The following is a 22,706-nucleotide window of genomic DNA, read 5'->3' on the forward strand; positions in this document are numbered from 1 at the left end:
AACACGATGTCCACAGTTCCGGCCGCACGACCCGATCCAGACCCGCGAGATGTCAAGCGCTGGAGACGATACCTCGCCGACGAACAAGCCGAGGCCGCCGTCTACCGCGACCTCGCGGGTAGGCGCAGCGGCGAGGAGCGCGAAATCCTTCTAGCCCTGGCCGACGCGGAGGGCCGACACGAGGCGCACTGGCGAGCGCTTCTCGGCGATCACGTCGGTAAACCACTGCGCGGCGATATCCGCACTCGGATACTGGGCTTTCTGGCCAGGCGCTTCGGCTCCGTGTTCGTGCTCGCTCTTGCCCAGCGCGCGGAGACGCGATCCCCGTATCCGAACGACGCCGACGCGACCGCATCGATGGGCGCGGACGAGAAGATCCACGAAGAAGTGGTGCGGGCCTTGGCCACTCGGGGTCGGAACAGACTTTCGGGGACGTTTCGTGCCGCCGTCTTCGGAGCCAACGACGGCCTCGTCAGCAATCTCGCTCTCGTGCTCGGCATCAGCGGTAGCGGCGTCTCCAACCAGATCGTTCTGATCACCGGCATGGCCGGGCTTCTGGCCGGCGCCCTGTCGATGGGAGCCGGCGAGTACGTTTCCGTCCGCTCGCAGCGAGAGTTGTTGGAAGCGTCCAATCCTGGTCCCGCGGCCAGCGAAGCCGTCGGACTGCTCGACGTCGACGCCAACGAATTGGCGCTGGTCTACCGGGCCCGTGGCATGTCCGCCGAGGAAGCGGACCAGCGCGCCGCCGAGGTCCTCGCGAACAGCACCTTCGGCGCCGCGGACGTTGTCGACGACCATGAAGCCGTCGGAACCGGATTGGGCGCAGCGGCGGCAAGTTTCTGCTTCTTCGCCTCGGGCGCCATCATTCCGGTGTTGCCGTATCTGTTCGGCCTGGAAGGCATGACGGCTCTGATCGTCGCGTCCGTACTCGTGGGGATCGCGTTGCTGACGACGGGCGTTGTGGTCGGGTTGCTGTCGGGCGGGCCGCCGTTCAAGAGGGCCCTACGCCAACTTGCGATCGGCTATGGCGCTGCCGGCGCGACGTATCTGCTCGGCATGTTGTTCGGGACCTCGCTCTGAGTGACGGGTCACGCGCGTAGGGCTGGATCGCGGTGAGCCGGATCGATCCGGACCGGAATTTGGCACACCACGGCCTCGGTGTGTTTGCGCAGTGCATGAGCGATCTCATCGGTCCGTTGGCTCGGGAGGAATCGGTGCCATCTGGTCGCCGGGTCGATGGTGGCGACGACAACAAAGGTTTCCCGGTGGGGGAAGTGTGTGCGGATGTATCGAGCGAGGGTGTTCCCCACGGAGTTCTCGGTGTCCTCGATGACGATCAAACGCGAATTCGGGTGTCGGGCTTGCCATCGGCGGGTGAAGTCCGTCGTCGATTCGTGGGCCAGGCAGACTCGAATTGCGATGGGCTGCGAAGACATTGCCGTTGCCGCGGCCATCGCGCGGGTGGAGAGCGACGTAATTTCGGACACGGGTACTAGGACCGCTGGTTTGTATCCGATAGACAGAGAATCGTTCTCACCCTGAACGGTTAACCGAGTACCGATATGTGTGTACGCACCGCGGATGCGTTCCATGCCGAGGACGAGCGCAGGGAGCGCGAGAGCGATCAACCAGGCGCCCTCGGTGAACTTCATGGCGGTAGTCACCACTGCTGCGATCGAAGTCAACGCAGCCCCGAAACCGTTGAGCGCTAGGCGCCACTTCCAGCCCGGCGTCTGTTCGGCGAGCCAGTGGCGCACCATGCCGAACTGCGCGAGCGTGAATCCGATGAACACACCGATGGCGAACAGCGGCACCAAGGTGTTCATGTTTCCGCCGGATCCGATGAGCAGGAGTGCACCGATGCCTCCGAGCGACAAGACGCCGTACGTGAAGACGTCGCGCGTCGACTTCCGGCTGAAGCGGTGCGGGAGCACGTTGTCGTCGGCGAGGATCCGCATCAGGTTGGGAAGTCCGCCGTACGAGGTGTTCGCGGCCAACGCCAACAGAATCACGGTGGAGAATTGGACGACGTAGTAGCCCACACCATTTCCGAGGGCAGCGGAAGTGAGTTGCGACAGGACCGTTGTTCCAGGGACCGGTGCGAGTGAGAACTTCTCGATCAACACGGCAAGGCCGATCAGCATGGTGCCCAACAGGATTCCCAGAGCTACTTCGGCACGCTGAGCGCTACGCACGCGAGGCTTCTTGAAGCTGGGTACCGCGCTGGCGATGGCTTCGACTCCGGTCAATGCGGCGCAACCACTCGAAAAGGCTTTGAGCAGAAGGAGAATGCCGATCGTGTGTGCGTTGTCGGCGAGGAAGGGAGCCGTGGCGGCGGCAGGGTTTTCCCGAAGTAGTCCGGCACCGATCACCGTGAAGATGCTGACGACAAAAACCACGGTGGGCAACATGAATACCCGCGCGGAATCTGCGATGCCCCGCAGATTCAGTGCCGTGATGCCGCCGAGTATCGCCAGTGCGATCCAGACCGTGTAGGGAAGAAGCGCAGGGAAGGCGGAGGTCAGAGCCGCGACACCGGCTGCGATCGACACTGCGACGTTGAGGGTGTAGTCGACGATCAACGATGCGGCAGCGGTCAGGCTTGCGCGCGGGCTCAGATGCTTCTTCGCGACGGCGTATGCGCCACCGCCTTCGGGAAATGCGGCGATCACCTGGCGATACGACGCCACGAGGACCACAAGCAGCACGGCGATGGCGATCGTCACCGGCACGGTGAAGCCGATCCCCGCGCCGCCGGCGAGGGCCAACACCAACACGATGGCCTCTGGACCGTACGACACCGAGGCCATCGCGTCGAGCGACAGACCCGCCAGTCCGGTTGCGACGGAGAGTTTTTGCTTCTCAGGTTCGCCGCCGGCGCGGGTGGTCGACGATATGACTCCACGGTGTCCGAGTATCACTGCATGTCTCACCGAGTCAGTATCGTCATTTCCCGTAGCTCTGAGACTGATCTTGACGATGCCTTGACGCGATCACCAACAAATCTGTACGGGTTCACAACGGCGGTTCGAGTCGCGGGAAGCCTTGTGACAGCTGATCAATCCAGCGGGCGCGCATGGCGAGAATATCGCGGTTCCGAGACTCCGATTGGGCGGCGACGTGCGAAAGTAGGTCGCGAAGTCGGCCCAAAACGAGTGGTGAGTTCGATGCCGAGGCTATGACGTCGTCCAGTCCGGTTCTGACGAAGGTCGTGAAGTCGGGTAGCGGAATCACCACACGCAGATCACCACGCTCGTCGACGACCCGGATCGAATCTGCGCGCACGGAGGCCACCAGAGAGAGGAGGTCCTCGATCTCGTCCAGAGCCTGCACGGCCGTCGCAGGATCGTTGATAGCGGGTGAGAGCGCTCTGAGCGCGATGTCAGCCAACAACCGAATCGCGAGTAGGGGGTCCTGGGTGAAGGTTCGCTCACTCCCACTGACCAAGGCGTCAAGAATCGTGTTGGCGGGCATGGGTCCGCCGTAGACGTCGGCGAGCGGCAATCCGTCTCGCAGCGTGCTACCCGGCGAAACTCGGAGGACCACCATGGATCGGCAGGATCGAGCGCTCTGCAGCAGATCTTCGACGAGGATCTGCTGCAGAACGGCTGGCGGTCGATGCCACTCGATAGTCGTGATCACCGGAAGTGTTGGTAGAGGAGGCAACTCCAGATCGGTGGCGGGGTACACGGCGGCGAAGACTGCTCGGCCACGACTCGAGATCGAGGTCAGTACAGGAGCCAACTGGATGGCCGAGAATGCGCGCAGCTGGAGCAGCCTGATCAGCGTCAGCGTGGCCAAGAGTGCCAGCACTGCGAGACTTGGCACGACCACGGACACATCCGTTTCGTTGCTGATGGCGAGCGCTGCAGTGATGTCGAAAACCGACTGGCCTATGGCGAAGGCAAACGTTCGCCACACGATGGGGTCGTCGCGGAACAACAACAAGCGAGGAGTGAAGGTGGTCGCGGCCCACTGGACGACAAGGAACAGTAGCGAGAAGATCACTGCGACTACACCCAGTAACCCCAGCCCGAGTGCAACGAGCATCTCGCTGACCTGACGGGCGGGAATCATTGGGCCGCTGCGTAAATATGGCATCGCCAGTCCGGCAGCCAGTCCTACGACGACGCACAGGATCTGGGTCAGGCCGGCACGCACACGGCGCCGGGGGACGAGGAAGGCATGCCCGATCGGGGTGGGAGCGAAACGTCCGGGCTGATCCACCCTTCAAGCCTCCACGCTGCGGCAATGGTGCGCCTTCACCCGAAACGGATGATGTCGACGCCGTCGTGATCCTGAAACGCTTGAAAGGCCCATGTGAGAGACAGAAGGCGAGACGTCATGACGGATCCGACAGGCCAGAGCCGCGCTGTACTACCGATTCCGGATCGACAACATCTTGGTCTGGTGACGTACGACGCGAAGGATCCGGACACGGAGTTTCCGCCGATCACTCCGCTACTGCCGCCGGCCGGGGCACCCAATGTTCTGGTGGTCCTGTTGGACGACGTGGGATATGGCGCGAGCAGTGCCTTCGGCGGACCAGCGGACACGCCGACTGCTGAGCGATTGCAAAGTAATGGGCTCACGTACACGCGGTTTCACACGACTGCGCTGTGCGCACCGACCCGCGCCGCACTGCTGAGTGGGCGCAACCACCATTCGGTCGGTATGGGCTCGGTCACCGAAACCGCGACCTCGGCTCCTGGACTTTCCGGTCTGCGCCCGAATACCAAAGCCGCACTGCCGATGACGTTGAAACTGAACGGATACTCGACGGCGCAGTTCGGCAAGTGCCACGAGGTGCCGCCGTGGCAGACATCCCCGGTGGGGCCGTTCACATCGTGGCCGACGGGAGAAGGCGGATTCGAGCACTTCTACGGTTTCATCGGCGGGGAGAACAACCAGTACTACCCGGCGCTGTACGAGGGTGTCGCGCCCGTGGAGGCGGACAAGACACCGGAGGAGGGTTATCACCTCACCGAGGACCTGGCCGATCACGCCATCGACTGGGTTCGGATGCAGAAGTCATTGGCTCCGGACAAGCCGTTCTTCGTCTACTTTGCACCCGGCGCCACACATGCACCGCACCATGTTCCGAAGGAGTGGGCAGACAAGTACGAGGGCCGGTTCGCAGGAGGTTGGGATGCGCAACGCGAATCGATTCTCGAGCAGCAGAAGCAGCGGGGAGTCGTCCCCGCGGATGCGGTCCTCACCCCGCGCCCCGAGGCCATTCCGGCGTGGGAGGACATGAGTGAGGAGATGAAGCCTGTCCTCGAACGCCAAATGGAAGTTTATGCAGGGTTTCTCGAACACACCGATTTCCATGTCGGCCGGCTTGTCGATGCGATCGAGGAACTCGGAGCTCTCGACAACACCCTCGTGTACTACATCATCGGCGACAACGGAGCGTCTGCAGAGGGGACGATCAACGGGGCCTTCAACGAGATGGCCAACTTCAACGGACTCGCCGCCATCGAAACACCCGAGTTCATGGCGGAAGTGAAAGACAAGTTCGGTACCAAGGACGCGTACAACCACTACTCCGTGGGGTGGGCATGGGCAATGTGTACGCCGTACCAGTGGACGAAACAGGTTGCCTCGCATTGGGGTGGCACTCGCAACGGAACGATCGTGCACTGGCCGGCTGGGATTCGGACCAAGGGTGAGACGCGGTCGCAATTCACCCACGTCATCGACGTCGCACCGACGATCCTCGAGGTCGCGAAACTGCCGGAACCGACCTTCGTCAACGGCGTCCAGCAATCACCGATCGAGGGGACCAGCATGGTCTACACCTTCGACGACGCCGAAGCCGCCGAACGTCACGATCTGCAGTACTTCGAGATGGCCGGCAATCGCGGTATCTATTACAAGGGTTGGAGTGCGGTCACCAGACACAGCACTCCGTGGCTGTTCGCGGAGGCACTCCCCGCTCTCGACGACGACGTGTGGGAGCTCTACGACGGGTCGCAGGATTGGACGCAGTCCAAGGATTTGGCGGCCGAGTTTCCGGAGAAACTCGCTGCACTGCAACGCTTGTGGTTGATCGAAGCAGTCAAGTACAACGTGCTTCCGATCGACGACCGAAGATTCGAGAGGTTCAACCCTCACATCGCGGGGCGTCCGCAGTTGGTGTCCGGGAACCGACAGGTTCTGTTTCCCGGAATGAAACGGCTGAGCGAGCACAGCGTGCTGAGTATCAAGAATCGATCGTTCAGTGTCACAGCAGCAGTCGACATCGCGGATGGCATTACTGCCAACGGTGTGATGATCGCGCAGGGCGGCAGGTTCGGCGGCTGGGCACTTTACGCGCGGGAAGGTCGCGCCAAATTCGTCTACAACCTGCTCGGCATGACCGAGTTCGTCGTCGGGTCCGACGTTGACATTCCGGCAGGATCACATCAGATCAGAGTTGAGTTCGCCTACGACGGCGGTGGTCTCGCGAGGGGCGGCGGTGTCACGATCTATCACGACGGTCACGAAGTGGGTTCGGGTCGCGTCGAGCAGACCCAACCGATGGTCTTCTCGGCGGACGAGACCACCGACATCGGTGACGATTACGGCATGCCTGTCAGTGTCGACTACAGTGGCGCAACCACATTCAACGGCCGTATCGAGGTAGTGCAGATCGACGTCGGCGACGATGACCATACCCACCTGATCGACCCGGAGGAGGTGGCGCGAGTGGCGTTGTCCAGACAGTGATTCCACTGACAAGAGCAGCAGTCACAATCTCCTGAGGGAGGGTCGCAATGCCGACCGTCATCCGTACTGTTCACGATCTGGTCCGCCACGCGCGCGGGCCGACGCACCATCACCACCATCAATCCGTGCATGAGGCACGGCGAATGCGCGCCCACCACATACTGGTCACGCATTCGCTCGCCTGATTTCGGGGCTACAGGTCGCGCGCCAGTGCTCGTCCGGCTGCGCGGCCGGAGAAGATGCAGCCACCGAGGAAGGTCCCTTCGAGCGCGCTGTAACCGTGGACTCCGCCGCCGCCGAAGCCCGCGACCTCACCGGCTGCGTACAGGCCGTCGAAGACACTGCCGTCGGCCTTGATGACCTGTGAATCCAGGTTGGTTTCCAAGCCGCCGAGGGTCTTGCGGGTGAGCAGGTGCAACCGGACCGCGATCAGTGGGCCGTTCTTGGGGTCCAGGATCTTGTGCGGTGCAACGACGCGCACGATCTTGTCTGCCAACAGATTACGGGCACCGTGGATGGCGGTGACCTGGAAGTCCTTGCTGTACTTGTTGTCGACTTCGCGGTCGCGGGCGATCATCTCGCGCTCGATGTCCTCGTAGTCGAGGAGCGGTTCGTCGGTGAGGGCGTTCATGCCGTCGACCAGATCACGAAGGTTGTTGCGCACCACGAAGTCTGCGCCCTTCTGCTTGAACGCCTCGACCGGTCCCGGCGCGCCCTTCTTGATTCGTTCGAGGAGGAGCTTGAAGTCGCGGTTGGTGAAGTCCGGGTTCTGTTCCGATCCCGAGAGTGCGAACTCCTTCTCGATGATCTTCTGATCGAGGATGAACCACGTGTACTCGTGGCCGCTGTCGAGGATGTACTTGAAGGTTCCCATCGTGTCGAAGCCGGGGAAGTTGGGGACCGGCAGACGCTTGCCGGTGGCGTCGAACCACATCGAGGACGGTCCGGGGATGATTCGGATTCCGTGGTTGGGCCAGATGGGATTCCAGTTCTGGATGCCTTCGGTGTAGTGCCACATGCGGTCGCGGTTGACGATGTTTCCGCCTGCGGATTCGGTGATTTCGAGCATCCGTCCGTCGACGTGTGCAGGTACTCCCGTCAGCATGTGCTTCGGTGCCTTGCCGAGTCGCTCGGGCCAGTTCTTCTTCACCAGTTCGTAGTTGCCGCCGATTCCACCGGAGGTGACCACGACGGCCTGCGCAGCGAACTCGAATTCGCCGATGGGGGTGCGCGAGCTCTTCACGCCGCGTAGATCACTGGAAGGTTCGAGGACGGTTCCGCGTACACCAGTGACCGCACCATCGGTGACGACGAGTTGATCGACTTGGTGGCGGTGCTTGAACGTGACCAGTCCGCGCTTCTGGGCGGCGATCACCTTGGTCAGGAAGACATCGACCACGCCGGGGCCGGTTCCCCAGGTGAGGTGGAATCGCGGTACCGAATTGCCGTGTCCAAGAGCCATTCCGCGGCCGCGTTCGGCCCAACCGACATTCGGCATCAGGCGAAGCCCCAGGTCGTGCAGGTACTGACGCTTGTCGCCGGCCGCGAACTCGACGTACGCCTTGGCCCACTGGCGAGGCCAGTGATCTTCGCGCTCACGGTCGAATCCGGCAGTGCCCATCCAGTCCTGCATTGCCAACTCGAGAGAGTCCTTGATGCCGAGTCGGCGTTGCTCGGGGCTGTTCACGAGGAAGAGTCCGCCGAGCGACCAGAATGCCTGCGCGCCGAGGTTGGCTGCGTTCTCCTGTTCCACGACAAGGACTTTGCGGCCGGCGCGTGTCAGTTCGTAGGTGGCGACCAGTCCCGCCAGCCCTGCCCCGACAACGATGACGTCAGCTTGTTCGCTCACGACAGCTCCTCTTCCGATTGGTTGTTCTGGATTATTTCGCTGTAGGACAGCAGGATTCGAGTGAAGATATCGCGGCGCAGTGCGAAGGCGGCGTTGGTGTCGGTGTCGACGAGACACTGCACGCTGGTGCCGTCGTGCACTGCGACCAATGCCCGTCCCAACGCAGTCGGGTCGCCGACGATTGTTCGCCCGACGTCGCTGAGTGCGGACTCCACAATAGGCAACAGGGTGCGAAGGATCGCGTCTTCACGGTCGGCAAGGGCTTTGCGAAGTGCCGGGTTGCGGAGCGCGTGGGCTGTGAATTCCGCGTTGATCCGGTACCACTGCGGGTCGACCGGAACCACCGCCACGATCCGGGCGACAGCGGCATGGATGTCGACGGTGTTACCGGCGGTGATCGACTCCGTCGCCAACCGCAGATCAGCGAGCATTGCTGCAGATCGTTGCTCCCACATCGCGAAGAACAGTTCGTCGAGTGAATCGAAGTTGGAGTAGAACGCGCCTCGGGAGTAACCGCCGCGTTCGCAGATCTGCTCGACCGTGGCGTGCCCGAACCCCGATTCAGAGAAGGCGTCCGCAGCCGCGTCGAGCAGGCGCTGCCTGGTTTGACCACGGCGTTTGGTGACACGCTTGGCCGGCGAGTTGTCCGTTCCAGTCGTCATCGGCGCCTCCGTCGGGGTGGAACCCAAACGATACACCGATGTATCCGATGCGAAGACGTATCTCGATTAGATCTTCTTGGCAGGTATTTCTATCTATATCTAGCAAATATGCAAGATAGGAAGATATTTGTATGACGACAGCTACAAGTGCAGATCACGCTTCCTGATCGCCGCAGTGGCGACGACGCTGATCGCCGAGGTGGCCACGAGATATCCACATGCCAGCCACGGTGAACCGCCACTGGCGCCGATCAGTGCCGTCAGAATCAGAGGTGTGACGCCGGAGGCGTAGATACCAGAGAACTGGTAGACGACCGACAACCCGGTGTACCGGATTTCTGTGGGGTAGAGGCTCGCATACAGCGTTCCCTGGGCGCCGTAGAACAAGGCATGAATCACTCCGAAGACCACGACCATCGCGACTCCGAAGAGCAGGAGATTCTCGGTACCGAACAGTGCGAAGGCGGGGAAGATCGCGAGGCCGTACGCGGCGATGCCCACGATGTAGACCCGTTGCGGGCCGAACCGATCAGTGAGTAAACCGGAAAACGGCAGCAAGATCGCCATCACTACTGCGGCCACGGTGACCACAAGAAGTACGGGAACCTTTTCGAAATGCAGAGTCTTGGTTGCATACGTGATTGCAAAGACGCCCCAGGTGTTGAACGCGGCGCCCTCGCCCCAGCGAGACAACATGCCCAGTACGGTGTTTCGCGCGGCTTTTCCTTGAAAGACTTCCCTGAGCGGGGCGGACGAGCGCTGTTCGAGGTCGCGAACGGCCTGAAAGGCGGGCGTCTCGTCCACCTTCAAGCGGACCACCAACCCCACGATCACAAGCACCAGGCTCAGGACGAAGGCGATGCGCCAGCCGAAACGGAGAAACTGGTCGTCGTCGAAGACTGTTTGAAGCAGCGCGAACATTCCTGTGCCCAATGCCAACCCGAGAGCCAATCCGATCTGCGGGATGCTGCCGAACAGTCCACGCTTCTTCTCCGGACTGTGTTCGACTGCCAAGAGAACAGCTCCGGCCCACTCGCCACCGAGAGCGAATCCCTGCAGGATACGAAGCAGCAGAAGCAGAATCGGTGCAACGACTCCGATCTGAGCGGCGGTCGGAAGAACGCCCATCAGCGCCGTCGCGATACCCATGATGAACATCGTGAGAGCAAGCGTCTTCTTGCGCCCGATGCGATCGCCGATGTGACCGAACACCACTCCACCGATGGGGCGAACGAGAAAGCCGACTGCGAAGGTCGCAAAAGAGAGCATGGTCCCGACGAACGAACTCTGGTTCGGGAAGAACAGTTGGTTGAAGACCAGACTCGCTGCCGTTGCGTAGAGGAAGAAGTCGTACCACTCGACCGTCGTGCCGAGCAGGCTCGCGGCGACGACGGTTCTCAATCTGGATCGCCGCTCGTCGTCGGTCTCGTTCGAGAACGGTGAATTGTGCTCGACTTCGGCAAACGTGGTCATCGGAGCCCCCGGGTCGCGGTGCAAATTCACGAAGGTATCGCCGGCGCCGAAAGTGGGCACCCCTAGCGATCAGGGTGATTTCAACCCTGTTCTTCGAGGTGGACTGTGGTTGTAATGACAGAAGAGTTCTGCCTGTACGTCGACGAAAGGAATCACCGTGTCACTGCGCTTCCACTGGTTCTTGCCTACTTACGGTGATTCCCGGAATCTGATGGCGGGTGGGCACGGCAGCTCGATGTCCGGTGATCGTCCGGCGACGCTGAAATACCTCAATCAGATCGGCGCGGCCGCCGAGACGAACGGCTTCGAAGCCGTCCTCACGCCCACCGGCGCGTGGTGCGAAGACGCATGGCTGACGACGGCGATGATGCTCGAGACCACCGAGACACTCAAGTTTCTGGTTGCTCTGCGCCCGGGATTGCTCAGCCCCACGCTTGCCGCCCAGATGGCCGCAACCTTCCAATGGCAGTCGGGCGGTCGTCTGCTGCTCAACGTCGTGACCGGCGGGGAGGACCACGAGCAGCGCACGTTCGGTGACTTCCTCGACAAGAACCAACGGTACGCACGATGCGGCGAGTTCCTCGACGTGATCCGCCAGTTGTGGTCCGGTAACGGTCCGGTTGATTTCTCCGGCGAGTACGTCAACGTGGAAAAAGCTACGCTGCAGCGTATTCCGGATCCGGTACCGCCCATCTTCTTCGGCGGATCTTCGCCGGCGGCCGGCACCGTCGCATCGCGCTACGCGGATACCTACCTCACCTGGGGTGAGACGCCGTCCGCTGTTGCCGCCAAGATCGCCTGGATCCGCGACCTCGCGGAAGTCCAAGGTCGTCACCTCGACTACGGAATCCGTTTGCACGTCATCAGCCGGGACACCTCGGAACAGGCATGGGCAGAAGCGGATCGGCTGCTCAGTGCGCTCGACCCGGCGACCGTCGAGCAGGCTCAGGCGAGTCTTGCGCGATCCGGCTCCGAAGGACAGCGTCGGATGCTCGAATTGCACGGCGGTGGTTCGGCTTACAAGGAGGGCGTCGGAGCGCGGTCGCTGGAGATTGCGCCGAACCTGTGGACCGGCGTCGGATTGGTGCGAGGGGGAGCAGGTACTGCATTGGTCGGTTCGCACCAAGAAGTGGCTGATCGGATTGCCGAGTACGCGGCGATCGGACTGGATCACTTTGTATTGTCGGGCTATCCGCATCTCGAAGAGGCGTATCAGTTCGGTGAGGGTGTGCGTCCGATCCTCGAAAAGCGTGGATTGGTAGCACCGCACGGTTCGGTCGGCGGACCGGTGCGAACGCCCTTCGTCTCCAGTGGGAACTGAGTCGAAAAGCTAGCTCTTCGAGAAGGGGACGTTTGTCCCGATCTTTCGGGCATGCCCTCCCGGCGGGGCAATTGGGCCATTTCGGGCGCTAGATCCGATCTAGGCTGCGCACTGTTGCCGAACTCAAGGCGCAGTACGAAAGGATCCTCGATGAAGCTGGGCACCAGTGGAGTACGTCGCGTAGTGGGAACCGTGGCAGTCGCCGCTGCAACCGCGGCAGGCGTCGCGATGGTCAATCCTGCGACTGCGTCGGCCGAGGTGGTCCCGCCGGTCGTCTCGTACAAGGTGACCGGAAACGATCTGGCACTGACGATCACGAACAACAACACGGGAATTGCCCCGTTGTGCCAGGCGTTTGTCGTCAACGCCGCGGATTCTGCTGCTGTGCTTGATGATCCGCTGAAACTGCTCGATCCGAACCTTGTGGTGTACCCCAAGATCACCGATCCGGCCTCGCTGTTCGACGTGGGCAAGGGGCAGACGGTCACCGATACCGTGACCGATGTTCCGGACGGAACCTACGCCGTGCTCGGTGCCTGCTCCGATCTTCTCGATCTCGAGACGTTGGGTAAGCCCGTTACTGGCGTGCCGAGCCTCGTTGTCATCGGTGGACCGTTCAGCGGCATCAATACCGGAAGCCTGAGCGACCTGTTCGGTAGCGGCAGCCTCGAAGGACTTTTCGGGTAGCTCACTGTCTGTCTCCCCAATTTTCCGACTGAGCGGTCTATTCTTCATGCATCTGGTGATCTGACCGACTTGCCTGGAGGTTCGGAAATGCGAAGTCGTGGATTCAAACGCGCTCTCGGAAGCATTGTCGCGGCGTCCGCCGCCGTCGTGGGACTGGTTGTCATGACTCCGGCGACGGCGTCGGCAGCACCAGCGATTCTTCCGCCTCCGGTATCGGTGAGCGCAGCGGACAATGCGATCACCTTCACCATCACCAACCCGAACCCGCGGTTCAGCTTCATCAACTGCACGGTGGCGATCCTCAATGCCAGGGATGTCCCCGACGTGATTCGCGATCCGGCAAAGCTGCTCCAGCCTGGCGTGTTGGTGTACCCGACCGTCAGTAACATCCTCGATCTGTTTGCCGTTTCGCCTGGGCAGACGATCACGCGGACCGTCGGTAATCTGCCGGCCGGGGTTTACGCCGTTGCGGGAGCGTGCGTTCGACTGCTCGATCCGACCAACCCCACTATCGCGATTCCGCAGGCAGTTGTGGTCGGCGGCTGGTTCGAGGGCGCGGGAACCGGAAGTCTCTCAGGATCTTTGGAGGATCTGGGATACAACACGGTTCAGGACTTGATCGACGCGTGGAATCGGATCAGCTCGGGAAGCAGCGGCGGTAGCTTTCAGTTCGAGTACCAAGGTGGCTCGGATTTCGAGGTAGTGGGTCCTACGTCGTAGTAGGTGCAACTCACTTGCGTGCACGATGACGCCGCACCGCGTCGCGGTTCGCGCACGTGGGGGAGCAGTACCGCTGATTGCCGTTGCGGGAGGTGTCCGCGTAGATGTTGGTGCACTCGTCCAGGGTGCATCGACCTAATCGGTGCATGCCGCGGCCGACGAGGTGTAGCGCCGTGCCTACCGAGAAGAGTGCCTTGAGGACCTCGGCGAGCGACTGTTGGGGATCGCGGTAGTGCAGATGCCAGCCGTCGTTCGCGTGGTTGGTCATGCGCGGATACGCCGACGCTTGCTCGAGCATGACGTTCACCAGTTCGGCGCGGGCTGCCTCCTCCGTGACGTCGACGATTTTCGACCACTCGATCAGAAGGTCGAGGGTCTCGTCGAGGTCCTTCTCGGCGATGGGGAAATCGAGAATGATGCCTGCATCGACGCAGCGTTCGACGAGTTCGGCCAAGGTCTCGGGGTTTCGATTGGCGAGGTCGGCGGCCAGCGTCACCGCATATTCGCCGTAAGGGTTGAGATGCACAATGCCATTACATCATGCTCGTTGCATGAAGAAAACAGAGATCACGCCGATCGGTTGCATCCATCGCTGGGAGGTCGAATCCCGGCACCGAACCAGCGAGGGGACGGTCACCTACCTGCGCTGCCATTGCGGGTCGTGGCAGACCTTGCTCGCCGAGTGGATGTCGGGTGGGGCAGCCTCGGCCGTCGCCGCACCGATAAAGGTCAGGTCCAGGTAATGATCAGCTAATCGTTCCGTTTTACCTCCGCCGACATGGAACGTGTTCTAGATTCAGGGTTATCTGCCTCGATGTCGCGGCGCGGACTCTGAAAGGAAAGACAATGCAGTTCAATCTTGCTGACATATTCGAGACCGTTGCCGGCTCAGTCCCTGATCGCGTTGCATTGACTTACGAGGGAGAGAACTTCTCCTACTCTCAGTTGGACGCGGAGGCTAACCGAACGGCCAACCTGTTCGCGCAAGCTGGCATCTCGAGCGGCGATCATGTAGCCCTGTTCCTGAAGAACAGCGTCGAACATGTCACGTCGATCCTCGGGTTGATCAAGATCCGTGCGGTCCCGATCAACGTGAACTACCGGTACACACCCGCGGAGCTCGAGTACATCTTCACCAACTCCGACTCGGTCGCAGTGGTCGTGGAACTCCCCGAGCATCAGCGTGTCCTTGCTTCCCTCTTCGGTGCATGCCCGAAGGTGAAGACGGTGATCGTGATCGGCGAGATCGACGCCGAACTGGTCGCAGCAGGAAAAGCGCATGAAGTTTCTGTGGTTTCGTTCGACGACGCTCGTGAACAGTCTCCAGTGGGGGAGTTCGACGCTCGTTCTGGCGACGACGTGTACCTCCTCTACACCGGCGGGACCACCGGATACCCGAAGGGCGTCATGTGGCGTCATGACGACTTCTTCCGTAAGCCGCTCTCCGGCGGCAATCCGTACGGTGAGGGAGCGCGACAGGATCTCGCCGAGATTGCCAGTGCTGCAAAGGAATTTCCGGAACTCTCGTTCCTCATTGCAGCCCCGCTGATGCATGGCGCCGCGTTGTACTCGCTGTTCACCTTCCTCACCCTTGGTGCGCGAGTTGTTTTACGACGCGAGTTCGACGCGGAGAAGGTCGTCGAAGCGATCGAGAAGGATTCGGTACAGGTGATCTTGATCGTCGGCGACGGCATGGGACTGCCGTTGGTCGACGAGATGGAACGACGCAAAGACGAGGTCGATTTCAGCACCCTGTTCTCGATCACCTCGGGTGGCGCGATCTGGTCCACCAGTGTGCGGGATCGCATGCTGGCGGTGAAGCCGGACCTGCTGCTGCGGGACAACTTCGGAGCCTCCGAGTCCGGTAACGACGGCGCCTTCTCCATCGACGAGGCGGGCAATCTGCGAATGCCGCCCTCGCCGAACATGATTCTGGTCGACGAGCGCCTCGAAGAGATTCCAGCGGGCTCCGACGACGTGGGCTACATCGCGCGCATCGGAAACGTCCCGCTCGGGTACTACAAGGACGAAGAGAAGACCGCCCGCACGTTCCCGACCCGCGCCGACGGCACCCGTCTTTCGGTGCTCGGCGACATGGGCAAGGTTGAAGCGGACGGCACGATTGTCTTCCTGGGCCGCGGCTCACAGTGCATTAACACCGGCGGCGAGAAGGTTTTCGCCGAAGAGGTCGAGGCTGCCCTTCACGCACATCCGGCGATCTCCGACGCGCTCGTTGTTCCCGCACCCGATGCGCGCATGGGGCAGCAGGTCGCAGCGGTGATCGCGACCTACCCCGGATCCGACGAGCTGACTCTCGAAGCGGTACAGGAACATTGCCGCAAGACGTTGGCCGGATACAAGGTGCCGCGCACGATCGTGCTTGTCGATGAAGTCAAGCGAACCCCGGCCGGTAAGGCGGACTACCGCTGGGCGACGACACTGGCGTCGTCCTAGCGGCGTGGAGTGGGCGACGACGATCTTTCACACGGATTTCACCACGACATAAGAGACATACCGGAAAGATGGTGCAGAGTAAGTCGTTCGCGCCTTGCGTCGTCACTCCACGAAAGGGCCTTGTCTCATGCTCATCATCGGAATACTCCTGTTCGGGATCGTCATCGGAGCGGGAGCCCAGCTGATTCTGGGGAAAACGACCGCACGAGTGGACTGGACCTTCGCGTTCATCGCGGGAATTGGTGGTTCGCTGGTCGGCGGATTGCTTGTGAGTTTGATTGCAGGCGACGGATTATCGTTGCGCCCGAGCGGCATCCTCGGGTCCCTTGCCGGCGCTGTCATCATCACCGCGGGGTGGCAGTGGTACCGCGGGAGGAACGCAACAACAACTACGCGTCCGTCTGATCGCTGATTTCCACAGTTCCGTCAGGGGACGGAGAGCGTCGACATATGAACGAACTACTCGATGAAGTCCTCACCGCACATGGCGGAGTCGAATGTTGGCAGTCCGTTTCAGCGATCACGGCGCGGGGACGTTTGGGCGGTCTGCTGCCTCAGCGCTTCCCAGGCAACAAGTTGGCGAAGTTCACGGTCGAGGTTGAAGTCGCCGAGCAACGCACTGTCCTCCAAGACTTTCCGCGTGTCGGCGAGTGCGCTGTGTTCGACAAGGGCGTCGTGCGGATCGAAACTCGTGACGGCGAAGAACTCGGGAGTCGAACCGACCCACGTCCAGAGTTTTTCGGGATGAGCGGACTCCGACGCAATCTTCACTGGGACGCACTCGACACCGCTTACTTCGCCGGCTACGCCTTTTGGAACTATCTGACGGCACCGCTGCTGCTCGCCCGCGACGACATCACTGTCACCGAAGCCGAACCTTGGCAGGAATCCGGGCAGCAATGGCGACGACTTCAGGCAACGTTCGCGCCGGCGATCGATACCCATTGCCGGCAGCAGACCTTCTATGTCGACAACGGTGGCCTCATCCGCCGTCACGACTTCGTCGCCGAACCGGTAGGCAACTGGGCGAAAGCTGCTCTCTACTGCGACCAGCATCGCGAGTTCGACGGCCTCACGTTTCCCACTCGACGACGTGTGCTCCCGAGAGGGCCAGGCGGCCGCGTTCTCTCGCGCCCGACGCTCCTGGCGCTCGACTTCGACGACATCGAGATCAAGCGATGAAGATCAGTTCTCGGTTACCTGTTGTCGAGTGTGAACAAACGGAACACGGTCCGCATGCACAGAACGACGCCGACGAAGCCCAGTACCGCACTCACGAGTGCGTAGGCCGACAGCTGAGGTGTGAGTTGTGGTCCGCCAGGCACGAACAGCAGGATCGCTGCGACAATCAGCGCGGTCACTCCCGCCGCCATACCCAGGGCGTTGTTCGCCGACCGTCGTAGCCATCGCCTGTCGTCGGGGTGTGCGACCGAGCGTGTGCGAAGTGTGAAGTTTCCCGATGCGATCGAGGTCGCGATCTGGTCGAGCTGACCAGGCAGGCGCCTGACCACCGCGGTTGTGACCGCCGTCGTCGACAGGATTGCCTGCGCGGCTGCAGTCGGGCTGGCGACCTGGGTCAACAGTCGGGGTACTTCGGCCCGAACAGCAGCGACGAGGTCGATCTGCGGATCCAGGAGCCGGAGGGCGCGCTCCAAAGACGCGAGCGAACGGAAAGCGGCGGCGACGTCTCCCGGCACTCCGATTCGGTGTTCTCGAAGCACGGTGAACATTCTCGCGAACGATGCCATGGAAACATTGGGTTGGACACTGAGCAGGGTGATCTCTCGGCCCACCTGGTGACGTAGTGCTCCGCGATCCACTTCGGGCGGTACGTCGAATGCCATCAGCATCGCGTCGACTGTCGCCACCGGATCACCTGCGAGGGCAGCGTTGAGGAGCACGGCGAACAAGATCCGTGTCTCGCCGTCCAGAACCCCTACTGCGCCGAAGTCGAGGAGCCCGACCCGGCCGTCATCGAGGATCATGATGTTGCCGGGGTGCAGGTCCGCGTGAAACACCCCGTGGACAAAGATCCCGTCGAGCAACGACGCAAGAAGTTCGTTGGCGATGCTGCTGCGGGTGTCGCGGTCGAGGCCGGTGAGCGCGGCCTCACCGTCGGAGAGCGGTGTGCCGTGAAGCCGTTCCATCACGAGCACCCGTCCGCTACTGAGGTTGGGGTAGATGTGCGGAACGACGATATCCGGGCGGTTCGACATGGTGGAAGAAATCGCGCCGGTATTCGCTGATTCGGTGCGGTAGTCGAGTTCCTCGAGCAGTGACGTGACGAGGCCCCCGGCGAGTCGATGAACTCCGATATCGCGTGCCCAGGGAAAACGGGTCTCCGCGAGCGCCGAAACGCGAAGGAAGATATCGCAATCCACGCTCACTTGTGCGCTCGCCTCGGGGCGTTGAACCTTCACCACAACGTCGACGCCTTCAACGGTGCGCGCGGAATGTACCTGTGCGACAGAGGCGGCGGCGAACGGCTCCACATCGAACGACGCGAACACCGACTCTGGTGCGTCGCCGAGTTCCGATGCCAGTAGCTCCGCGATACGGTCGGGATCAGCCGGGCGTGCCGAACTTTGCAGAGAAGAAAGGGCGCGAGCCAACTCGGGTGGTATGAGGTCGTCTCGCGTGCCGAGGATCTGTCCCAACTTGACGAAAGTGACACCGCACCGGTTGATTACTTCCACCAGTGCATCCCCGAACTGAGGCGCTGATGGCCCAGCACGGAGAGCGGGCCCGCCTCCCGCTCGCACGACGATGCCCATGATCTGGACGTACCGCTTCGTTCGGCGCCACGATTTTCGGCTGCGCTGCAATGCTTCTGGCGGGCCGGGTATGGACCCCGTTGGAAGGACAACTTCGAGGAAGACCAGTACTGCCAGGCACGCCGCGAATACCCAGAGTGCGACAACTCCGAAGAACGTGAGCGCTACTCCCACGCTCACCAGAAGTTGATCGTCCTGGCTGGCAATTCCTGCGAATGTCGCGGCGTAGCCAGACAGGGGGACACCCACCGAGAGCGCTATCACCGCGACCGCGAGGGTTCGCGGCCATCCGACTCTCGTCCCCAGCGTTCGTCGCATCACGCCCGCCAGTGCTGCTGCAAGAAATGGCGTCGTGACGATCCAGACCATCAAGTCCATTGCGATAGCGTACGGGTTCGCAATCTGCGATACATCCAGGAAAACCCCGAGCCCACCCCGACTGACGGGTAACAAGCCCGACAGTGCCCAAGCGTCGAACATGCTTGGGCACTTCGGTGTTCAGTCGCTCCGATGGCGACTCGTCCTGATCGACCGTCCAAAACTGCGTTCACTGACCATCCGCGAGGCCGAACTACGCATCATGCTCGTCAGCGAGGTCCCGGCCCCCTTCGTGCGGAGCTGTACAGCCGAAGAACAGGCTGCGATGGACGCCGAGCAGAAGTGGAACCGAGTGGGCTCCTTTAAAGAATGGGGCCGCCGGTGAACAGGTTGACGAGACTCACCGCGAAGAACTGGACGATCGCTATGGCGGTGGCAAACGGGTCGCCCGCATACGTAGCTTGGTTGACCCATTCGTTGAATGCGTTGATCGAACCCATTGTGATTCCTCCTGAGTAGTGATGGCGTGATTGATTGAAGCTGGTGGTATGACACTCGACACGAGGGACGTCAGTACGGACCCGGCGCAGTTGGGCATATGAGGCCACGAAAGGTCAGTGACGAGCGCCGACGGTACGCTGCGGTTGGTTGCCCTCTGCGTTTCGAATGTAGTTCCTCGACTTAGGAATACCGTGAAGGACGGGCGGATTCGGTTACGAGTATCCCGCGACAGACGACATCGTCAATATTACGATGTCGGCAACAAACGCGACGACGGCACCAATCGGATTCTGGACAATCCACGAAATTACTTCAGTCATGTTCTCGGTCCTTCCTTAGCGTAAGACGCGTGATCGAATACTCGACCAGCTATTGCAGTACCCGGCCCCGTTCGGCGAATTAAACCGTTACCGAGGATGATTGGCGCAAATAGATAGATCGCACACCGGGGGCGTTGAATCAACTCGCCCAATCGTTGCACCTCTGTGCTCCGGGTTCGATTCGTTACCAATACCTTTCGGAGAAGGGGTGATCAGTCCCATCAGCGATCGGTACCCCGTGTGCGAAGCCCTTTTCCGTAAACACGTGCCCAGCAACGTCGTAACGTCAGCGGTGGCAGTTGGCAAAGCCGACCGTCTTCTCGAGATCGTGGCGAGTTTTGCTGGGCAGATGTGACACTACCTTGCGGTTTCGCCGGATCAGTCTTCCTTTCGGAGATCGATGGCTGTTCTTCGTGTGGTTGTTACACAATCGACGGAATCGCTGTTGGTGGTGGCGATGCGCAGCTATTTCCCCTACGAATCTTCAGGAATTGCTTGCGACACCCGTGGATACGGATCCTCGATCTCCACCGAGCGCAATTCCATGTGCCGACAACATCGCAGTGCTTCCGACAGGATCGATGCGCCCAGAACCAATCGCCGTCACGCACAAAGGGCCAGACTGTTCTGGGAAAGACTCAAGCGCTCCTTCAGTTCCCGGCGATCTGTTGCGCAAGTTCGAGTTCACGCTTGGTCTAACTGGTCGACGCATAGTGGTGTACCGGTAGCCGAAAGAGTCCTGCCGGTCGGTTAGTGTTGACGGTGAAACACGACGTGGAGGTGGCTGTGAGAATCTGGAACTGGTTGATGCTCAAAATCTCAGCAATCGGCGGGTCGCCGAAGTTTCGGAAGATAGTCGACAGTCCGATTTGGGCGGGCGCCAATGACCGCAAGCTCTGACTGAGCGGGCGGCAGATTCTCCAATTTGCAATTGCCGACCTGCGACTGCGGGCACGCTCACGGCCTGCTGCGACGGGAACGCGACTGTCGACCTGAATTTATCCGCAATCGATATGGGAGGGCTTGTGGGAGTCTGGGGTCCGGGAAACTTTGACAGTGACACCGTCGCGGATGGGTTGGGGGCCCTGACCGGTCGAATCGTGGACGACATCACTGCCGAGTTCGAAGACGATTCGAGTCTGGAGCCGGATGAATGGGGCGGGGAGATGGTGCCGGCGTGGCTCGAGATCCTCACCGATATTGCCCAGACGAAACGAGTCGGTGTGACCTTTCCATCGACACAAGTGCTGATCGACTGGCGCGATCGATATCTGCGCGTGTGGGATGGCTACATTGACGAACTCGAACCGGACGAGGATCACAAGGTCGCTCGACGTGCAGTGCTCGTCCATACCTTCGAACAGGCGGTCGCCCTCGCAGCCGAGCGCGAACAGGCATAAACCTGGTGCGGCCGCGCTACTGACCATAGATCCGTCAGTACCCCGGTGGAACGACGGTGAACGTGAACCCTCCGGAAGTCATTGCGTTGGCTTCTTCGAACATCGAACAGAGAGCTTCGGCGGCGTCGGTCGCCAATGCTCGGGCAGCGCTGGGGGTTCGACCTCGGGCAGTCACCGCGAGCCCAGGTACGTCCGCATCTGTGATCGTGAGATCAGACTCGTAGTCGGAAGCGCTGCCACCGAGTATCTGCGCGAGTTTTTCAGCAGGAACAGACATGCCGTTGGAGGCTTCCCGATCGCCGATGTACGCATCGCGCGGGGACCCGTCGTAGAGTCCGGTTCGATTACTACTGAACTGAACTACTGCAGTTTCGGTGAAGGAGATCGTCTTCGTCCACCACAGACCTCCCACTACGACCAAAATGGCGGCGGCAACGGCCACCATTACCTGACCGCGGCGGTCGGAGAGGAATGTTCTCATCTGTCAGTTGTACCGCCTTGGCCGGCTGATTGACCGGCTTCATCACTACCTTGTCGGCGGCTGGTCCGCGAGATCACGTCCGCTTCGCGTCGTCATGATTGCGGACGAACTTCATGAGTCGGGGAATTACCCGATCAGGTATGTGTCCCAGGATTCCGTGGCCGGTTCCGGCATAAATCTCCACTTCGGCCTCAGGTACAAGATCAGCTAACCTCGCGGCCACCCGCTCGGGGCTGGAGACCACCGTCTCAGCGCCGGAGATTGCGAGCATTGGAACCGAGATCGACTGCACTTCTGCATCTTTGAGCATTCGTGCCCACCCGACACCGGGCCGGTAGTTCAATGCCTCTGTAACCAAAGCGAACTCGCGATCGCCGATGACGTACCCGGGGGACAGCCAATCGTTGAGCTTGCGAATATTTTTGTCGGTGCGGCGCATACCGGCGCGGACCATCTTCAGCAGCACACGCCACGAGGGCTTGTCGAAGACTCCACCCGGTTCGATTAGGGTCACACTCGCCAGTCGTTCAGGGGCGTGAAGTGCTACTAGAACGGCGTGCCACGCACCATGCGAGTAGCCGACCAGGTGGACGCGATCGACCCCGAGTTCGTTCAATACCTCGCCCACCCAGGTGGCGAAGTCGGATTCCCCGGTCAATGGAGCGGTCTGCACACTGCGGCCTGCAGTACCGATCGTGTCCAGCGCATAAACGACTCGGTCCCGGCACAGGTCCTCGATGACGATGTGCCATTGCAGACAATTGGCGCCGACTGCGTGCAGCAGGACGATCGGCGTCTCCGTGCCGGTCCCCGACCTACGGACATGGGTGGTTCCGAACGATGTCGGCACGTCGAGTTGTGTCGACGGAACCGGCCAGGTGCCTTCCAGTTCTCGGTAGATGCTCTCGTACGCCTGCTTTGATGCTTCGTTCTTGAATCGTCCGATCTTCGGCATGAGCCTCCCTCTCGCTGCTTTCAATTTTGATGGTATGACCGTATCACTAATGCGGTACGTGCGTATCATTAACGAGTCAA

22 protein-coding genes are annotated in these 22,706 nt (G+C 61.2%); 12 read left to right on the forward strand and 10 right to left on the reverse strand.

What is annotated here, in order from left to right:
- Positions 1-6 precede the first annotated feature (6 nt).
- Positions 7-1,080 (forward strand): VIT1/CCC1 transporter family protein, encoded by a 1,074-nt coding sequence (locus tag AC1DWA_RS16300; RefSeq protein WP_042924901.1) that lies wholly within the window; start codon positions 7-9, stop codon positions 1,078-1,080.
- A gap of 8 nt (positions 1,081-1,088) precedes the next feature.
- Here the strand turns inward: AC1DWA_RS16300 and AC1DWA_RS16305 are convergent, their stop codons facing one another.
- Both AC1DWA_RS16305 and AC1DWA_RS16310 read right to left on the reverse strand, forming a co-directional pair.
- Positions 1,089-2,921, reverse strand: coding sequence for an APC family permease (locus AC1DWA_RS16305; protein ID WP_477846499.1), 1,833 nt, complete (start codon positions 2,919-2,921; stop codon positions 1,089-1,091).
- 94 nt (positions 2,922-3,015) lie between these two features.
- Positions 3,016-4,227 carry a DUF2254 family protein gene (locus AC1DWA_RS16310; RefSeq protein WP_041815323.1) on the reverse strand — a complete coding sequence of 404 codons (1,212 nt, stop codon included), beginning with the start codon at positions 4,225-4,227 and terminating at the stop codon, positions 3,016-3,018.
- Between the two features lie 117 nt (positions 4,228-4,344).
- On the opposite strand from AC1DWA_RS16310, the gene AC1DWA_RS16315 reads away from it, so the two are divergent.
- Together AC1DWA_RS16315 and AC1DWA_RS16320 are read left to right on the forward strand one after the other, a co-directional pair.
- Positions 4,345-6,711, forward strand: coding sequence for an arylsulfatase (locus AC1DWA_RS16315; protein WP_477846463.1), 2,367 nt, complete (start codon positions 4,345-4,347; stop codon positions 6,709-6,711).
- A 47-nt stretch (positions 6,712-6,758) separates the two neighbouring features.
- Positions 6,759-6,896: a hypothetical protein gene (locus tag AC1DWA_RS16320; protein ID WP_153211511.1), complete on the forward strand. Its 138-nt coding sequence runs from the start codon at positions 6,759-6,761 to the stop codon at positions 6,894-6,896.
- 8 nt (positions 6,897-6,904) lie between these two features.
- Here the strand turns inward: AC1DWA_RS16320 and AC1DWA_RS16325 are convergent, their stop codons facing one another.
- From AC1DWA_RS16325 to AC1DWA_RS16335, 3 genes are all read right to left on the reverse strand, one after another.
- Positions 6,905-8,560 (reverse strand): FAD-binding dehydrogenase, encoded by a 1,656-nt coding sequence (locus AC1DWA_RS16325; RefSeq protein WP_019745556.1) that lies wholly within the window; start codon positions 8,558-8,560, stop codon positions 6,905-6,907.
- Positions 8,557-9,222: a TetR/AcrR family transcriptional regulator gene (locus tag AC1DWA_RS16330; protein ID WP_029537099.1), complete on the reverse strand. Its 666-nt coding sequence runs from the start codon at positions 9,220-9,222 to the stop codon at positions 8,557-8,559. The genes AC1DWA_RS16325 and AC1DWA_RS16330 overlap by 4 nt, the downstream gene beginning before the upstream one ends.
- Positions 9,223-9,363: 141 nt before the next feature.
- Positions 9,364-10,695, reverse strand: a complete 1,332-nt coding sequence (locus AC1DWA_RS16335; RefSeq protein WP_020909324.1) for an MFS transporter — start codon at positions 10,693-10,695, stop codon at positions 9,364-9,366.
- Positions 10,696-10,852: 157 nt separating this feature from the next.
- Between AC1DWA_RS16335 and AC1DWA_RS16340 the strand changes: the two genes are divergently transcribed.
- The 3 genes from AC1DWA_RS16340 (at position 10,853) to AC1DWA_RS16350 (ending at position 13,423) form a co-directional block, all read left to right on the forward strand.
- Entirely contained in the window at positions 10,853-12,016 is a 1,164-nt protein-coding gene (locus AC1DWA_RS16340) for an LLM class flavin-dependent oxidoreductase (RefSeq protein ID WP_003940457.1), read from the forward strand.
- Positions 12,017-12,166: 150 nt separating this feature from the next.
- Positions 12,167-12,703, forward strand: a complete 537-nt coding sequence (locus AC1DWA_RS16345; protein WP_037133520.1) for a hypothetical protein — start codon at positions 12,167-12,169, stop codon at positions 12,701-12,703.
- 87 nt (positions 12,704-12,790) lie between these two features.
- Positions 12,791-13,423 carry a hypothetical protein gene (locus tag AC1DWA_RS16350; protein WP_003940176.1) on the forward strand — a complete coding sequence of 211 codons (633 nt, stop codon included), beginning with the start codon at positions 12,791-12,793 and terminating at the stop codon, positions 13,421-13,423.
- Between the two features lie 10 nt (positions 13,424-13,433).
- On the opposite strand, the gene AC1DWA_RS16355 is transcribed toward AC1DWA_RS16350, so the two are convergent.
- Positions 13,434-13,949, reverse strand: a complete 516-nt coding sequence (locus AC1DWA_RS16355) for a CGNR zinc finger domain-containing protein (protein ID WP_003940315.1) — start codon at positions 13,947-13,949, stop codon at positions 13,434-13,436.
- 25 nt (positions 13,950-13,974) lie between these two features.
- Here AC1DWA_RS16355 and AC1DWA_RS16360 point away from each other — a divergent pair, with 25 nt between their 5' ends.
- From AC1DWA_RS16360 to AC1DWA_RS16375, 4 genes are all read left to right on the forward strand, one after another.
- The gene (locus tag AC1DWA_RS16360; protein ID WP_021331840.1) at positions 13,975-14,166 is read left to right on the forward strand and encodes a hypothetical protein; all 192 of its coding nucleotides are present in this window, start codon (positions 13,975-13,977) and stop codon (positions 14,164-14,166) included.
- Positions 14,167-14,269: 103 nt separating this feature from the next.
- On the forward strand, positions 14,270-15,877 hold the full coding sequence (locus tag AC1DWA_RS16365) for an AMP-binding protein (RefSeq protein ID WP_387403286.1): 1,608 nt from the start codon (positions 14,270-14,272) through the stop codon (positions 15,875-15,877).
- A gap of 127 nt (positions 15,878-16,004) precedes the next feature.
- A complete protein-coding gene (locus tag AC1DWA_RS16370; protein WP_003939785.1) occupies positions 16,005-16,289 on the forward strand; it encodes a hypothetical protein in 285 nt (94 codons plus the stop codon).
- Between the two features lie 38 nt (positions 16,290-16,327).
- Positions 16,328-17,059 carry a hypothetical protein gene (locus tag AC1DWA_RS16375; RefSeq protein WP_477846464.1) on the forward strand — a complete coding sequence of 244 codons (732 nt, stop codon included), beginning with the start codon at positions 16,328-16,330 and terminating at the stop codon, positions 17,057-17,059.
- A 14-nt stretch (positions 17,060-17,073) separates the two neighbouring features.
- Here AC1DWA_RS16375 and AC1DWA_RS16380 read toward each other — a convergent pair whose 3' ends face one another.
- Positions 17,074-19,029 carry an ABC1 kinase family protein gene (locus tag AC1DWA_RS16380; RefSeq protein WP_477846465.1) on the reverse strand — a complete coding sequence of 652 codons (1,956 nt, stop codon included), beginning with the start codon at positions 19,027-19,029 and terminating at the stop codon, positions 17,074-17,076.
- Here AC1DWA_RS16380 and AC1DWA_RS16385 point away from each other — a divergent pair.
- Positions 19,004-19,354, forward strand: a complete 351-nt coding sequence (locus AC1DWA_RS16385; RefSeq protein ID WP_477916828.1) for a hypothetical protein — start codon at positions 19,004-19,006, stop codon at positions 19,352-19,354. The two genes, AC1DWA_RS16380 and AC1DWA_RS16385, sit on opposite strands and share 26 nt — an antisense overlap.
- On the opposite strand, the gene AC1DWA_RS16390 is transcribed toward AC1DWA_RS16385, so the two are convergent.
- A complete protein-coding gene (locus AC1DWA_RS16390; RefSeq protein WP_021345701.1) occupies positions 19,332-19,469 on the reverse strand; it encodes a hypothetical protein in 138 nt (45 codons plus the stop codon). The genes AC1DWA_RS16385 and AC1DWA_RS16390 overlap by 23 nt on opposite strands.
- A gap of 1,346 nt (positions 19,470-20,815) precedes the next feature.
- Here AC1DWA_RS16390 and AC1DWA_RS16395 point away from each other — a divergent pair.
- A complete protein-coding gene (locus AC1DWA_RS16395) occupies positions 20,816-21,190 on the forward strand; it encodes a hypothetical protein (RefSeq protein WP_003940398.1) in 375 nt (124 codons plus the stop codon).
- A 34-nt stretch (positions 21,191-21,224) separates the two neighbouring features.
- Here AC1DWA_RS16395 and AC1DWA_RS16400 read toward each other — a convergent pair whose 3' ends face one another.
- Together AC1DWA_RS16400 and AC1DWA_RS16405 are read right to left on the reverse strand one after the other, a co-directional pair.
- The gene (locus tag AC1DWA_RS16400) at positions 21,225-21,671 is read right to left on the reverse strand and encodes a hypothetical protein (RefSeq protein WP_223257912.1); all 447 of its coding nucleotides are present in this window, start codon (positions 21,669-21,671) and stop codon (positions 21,225-21,227) included.
- Positions 21,672-21,744: 73 nt separating this feature from the next.
- Positions 21,745-22,626: an alpha/beta fold hydrolase gene (locus tag AC1DWA_RS16405; protein WP_021345697.1), complete on the reverse strand. Its 882-nt coding sequence runs from the start codon at positions 22,624-22,626 to the stop codon at positions 21,745-21,747.
- Positions 22,627-22,706 lie beyond the last annotated feature (80 nt).

The organism is Rhodococcus sp. P4_F3_2, from assembly GCF_056401335.1.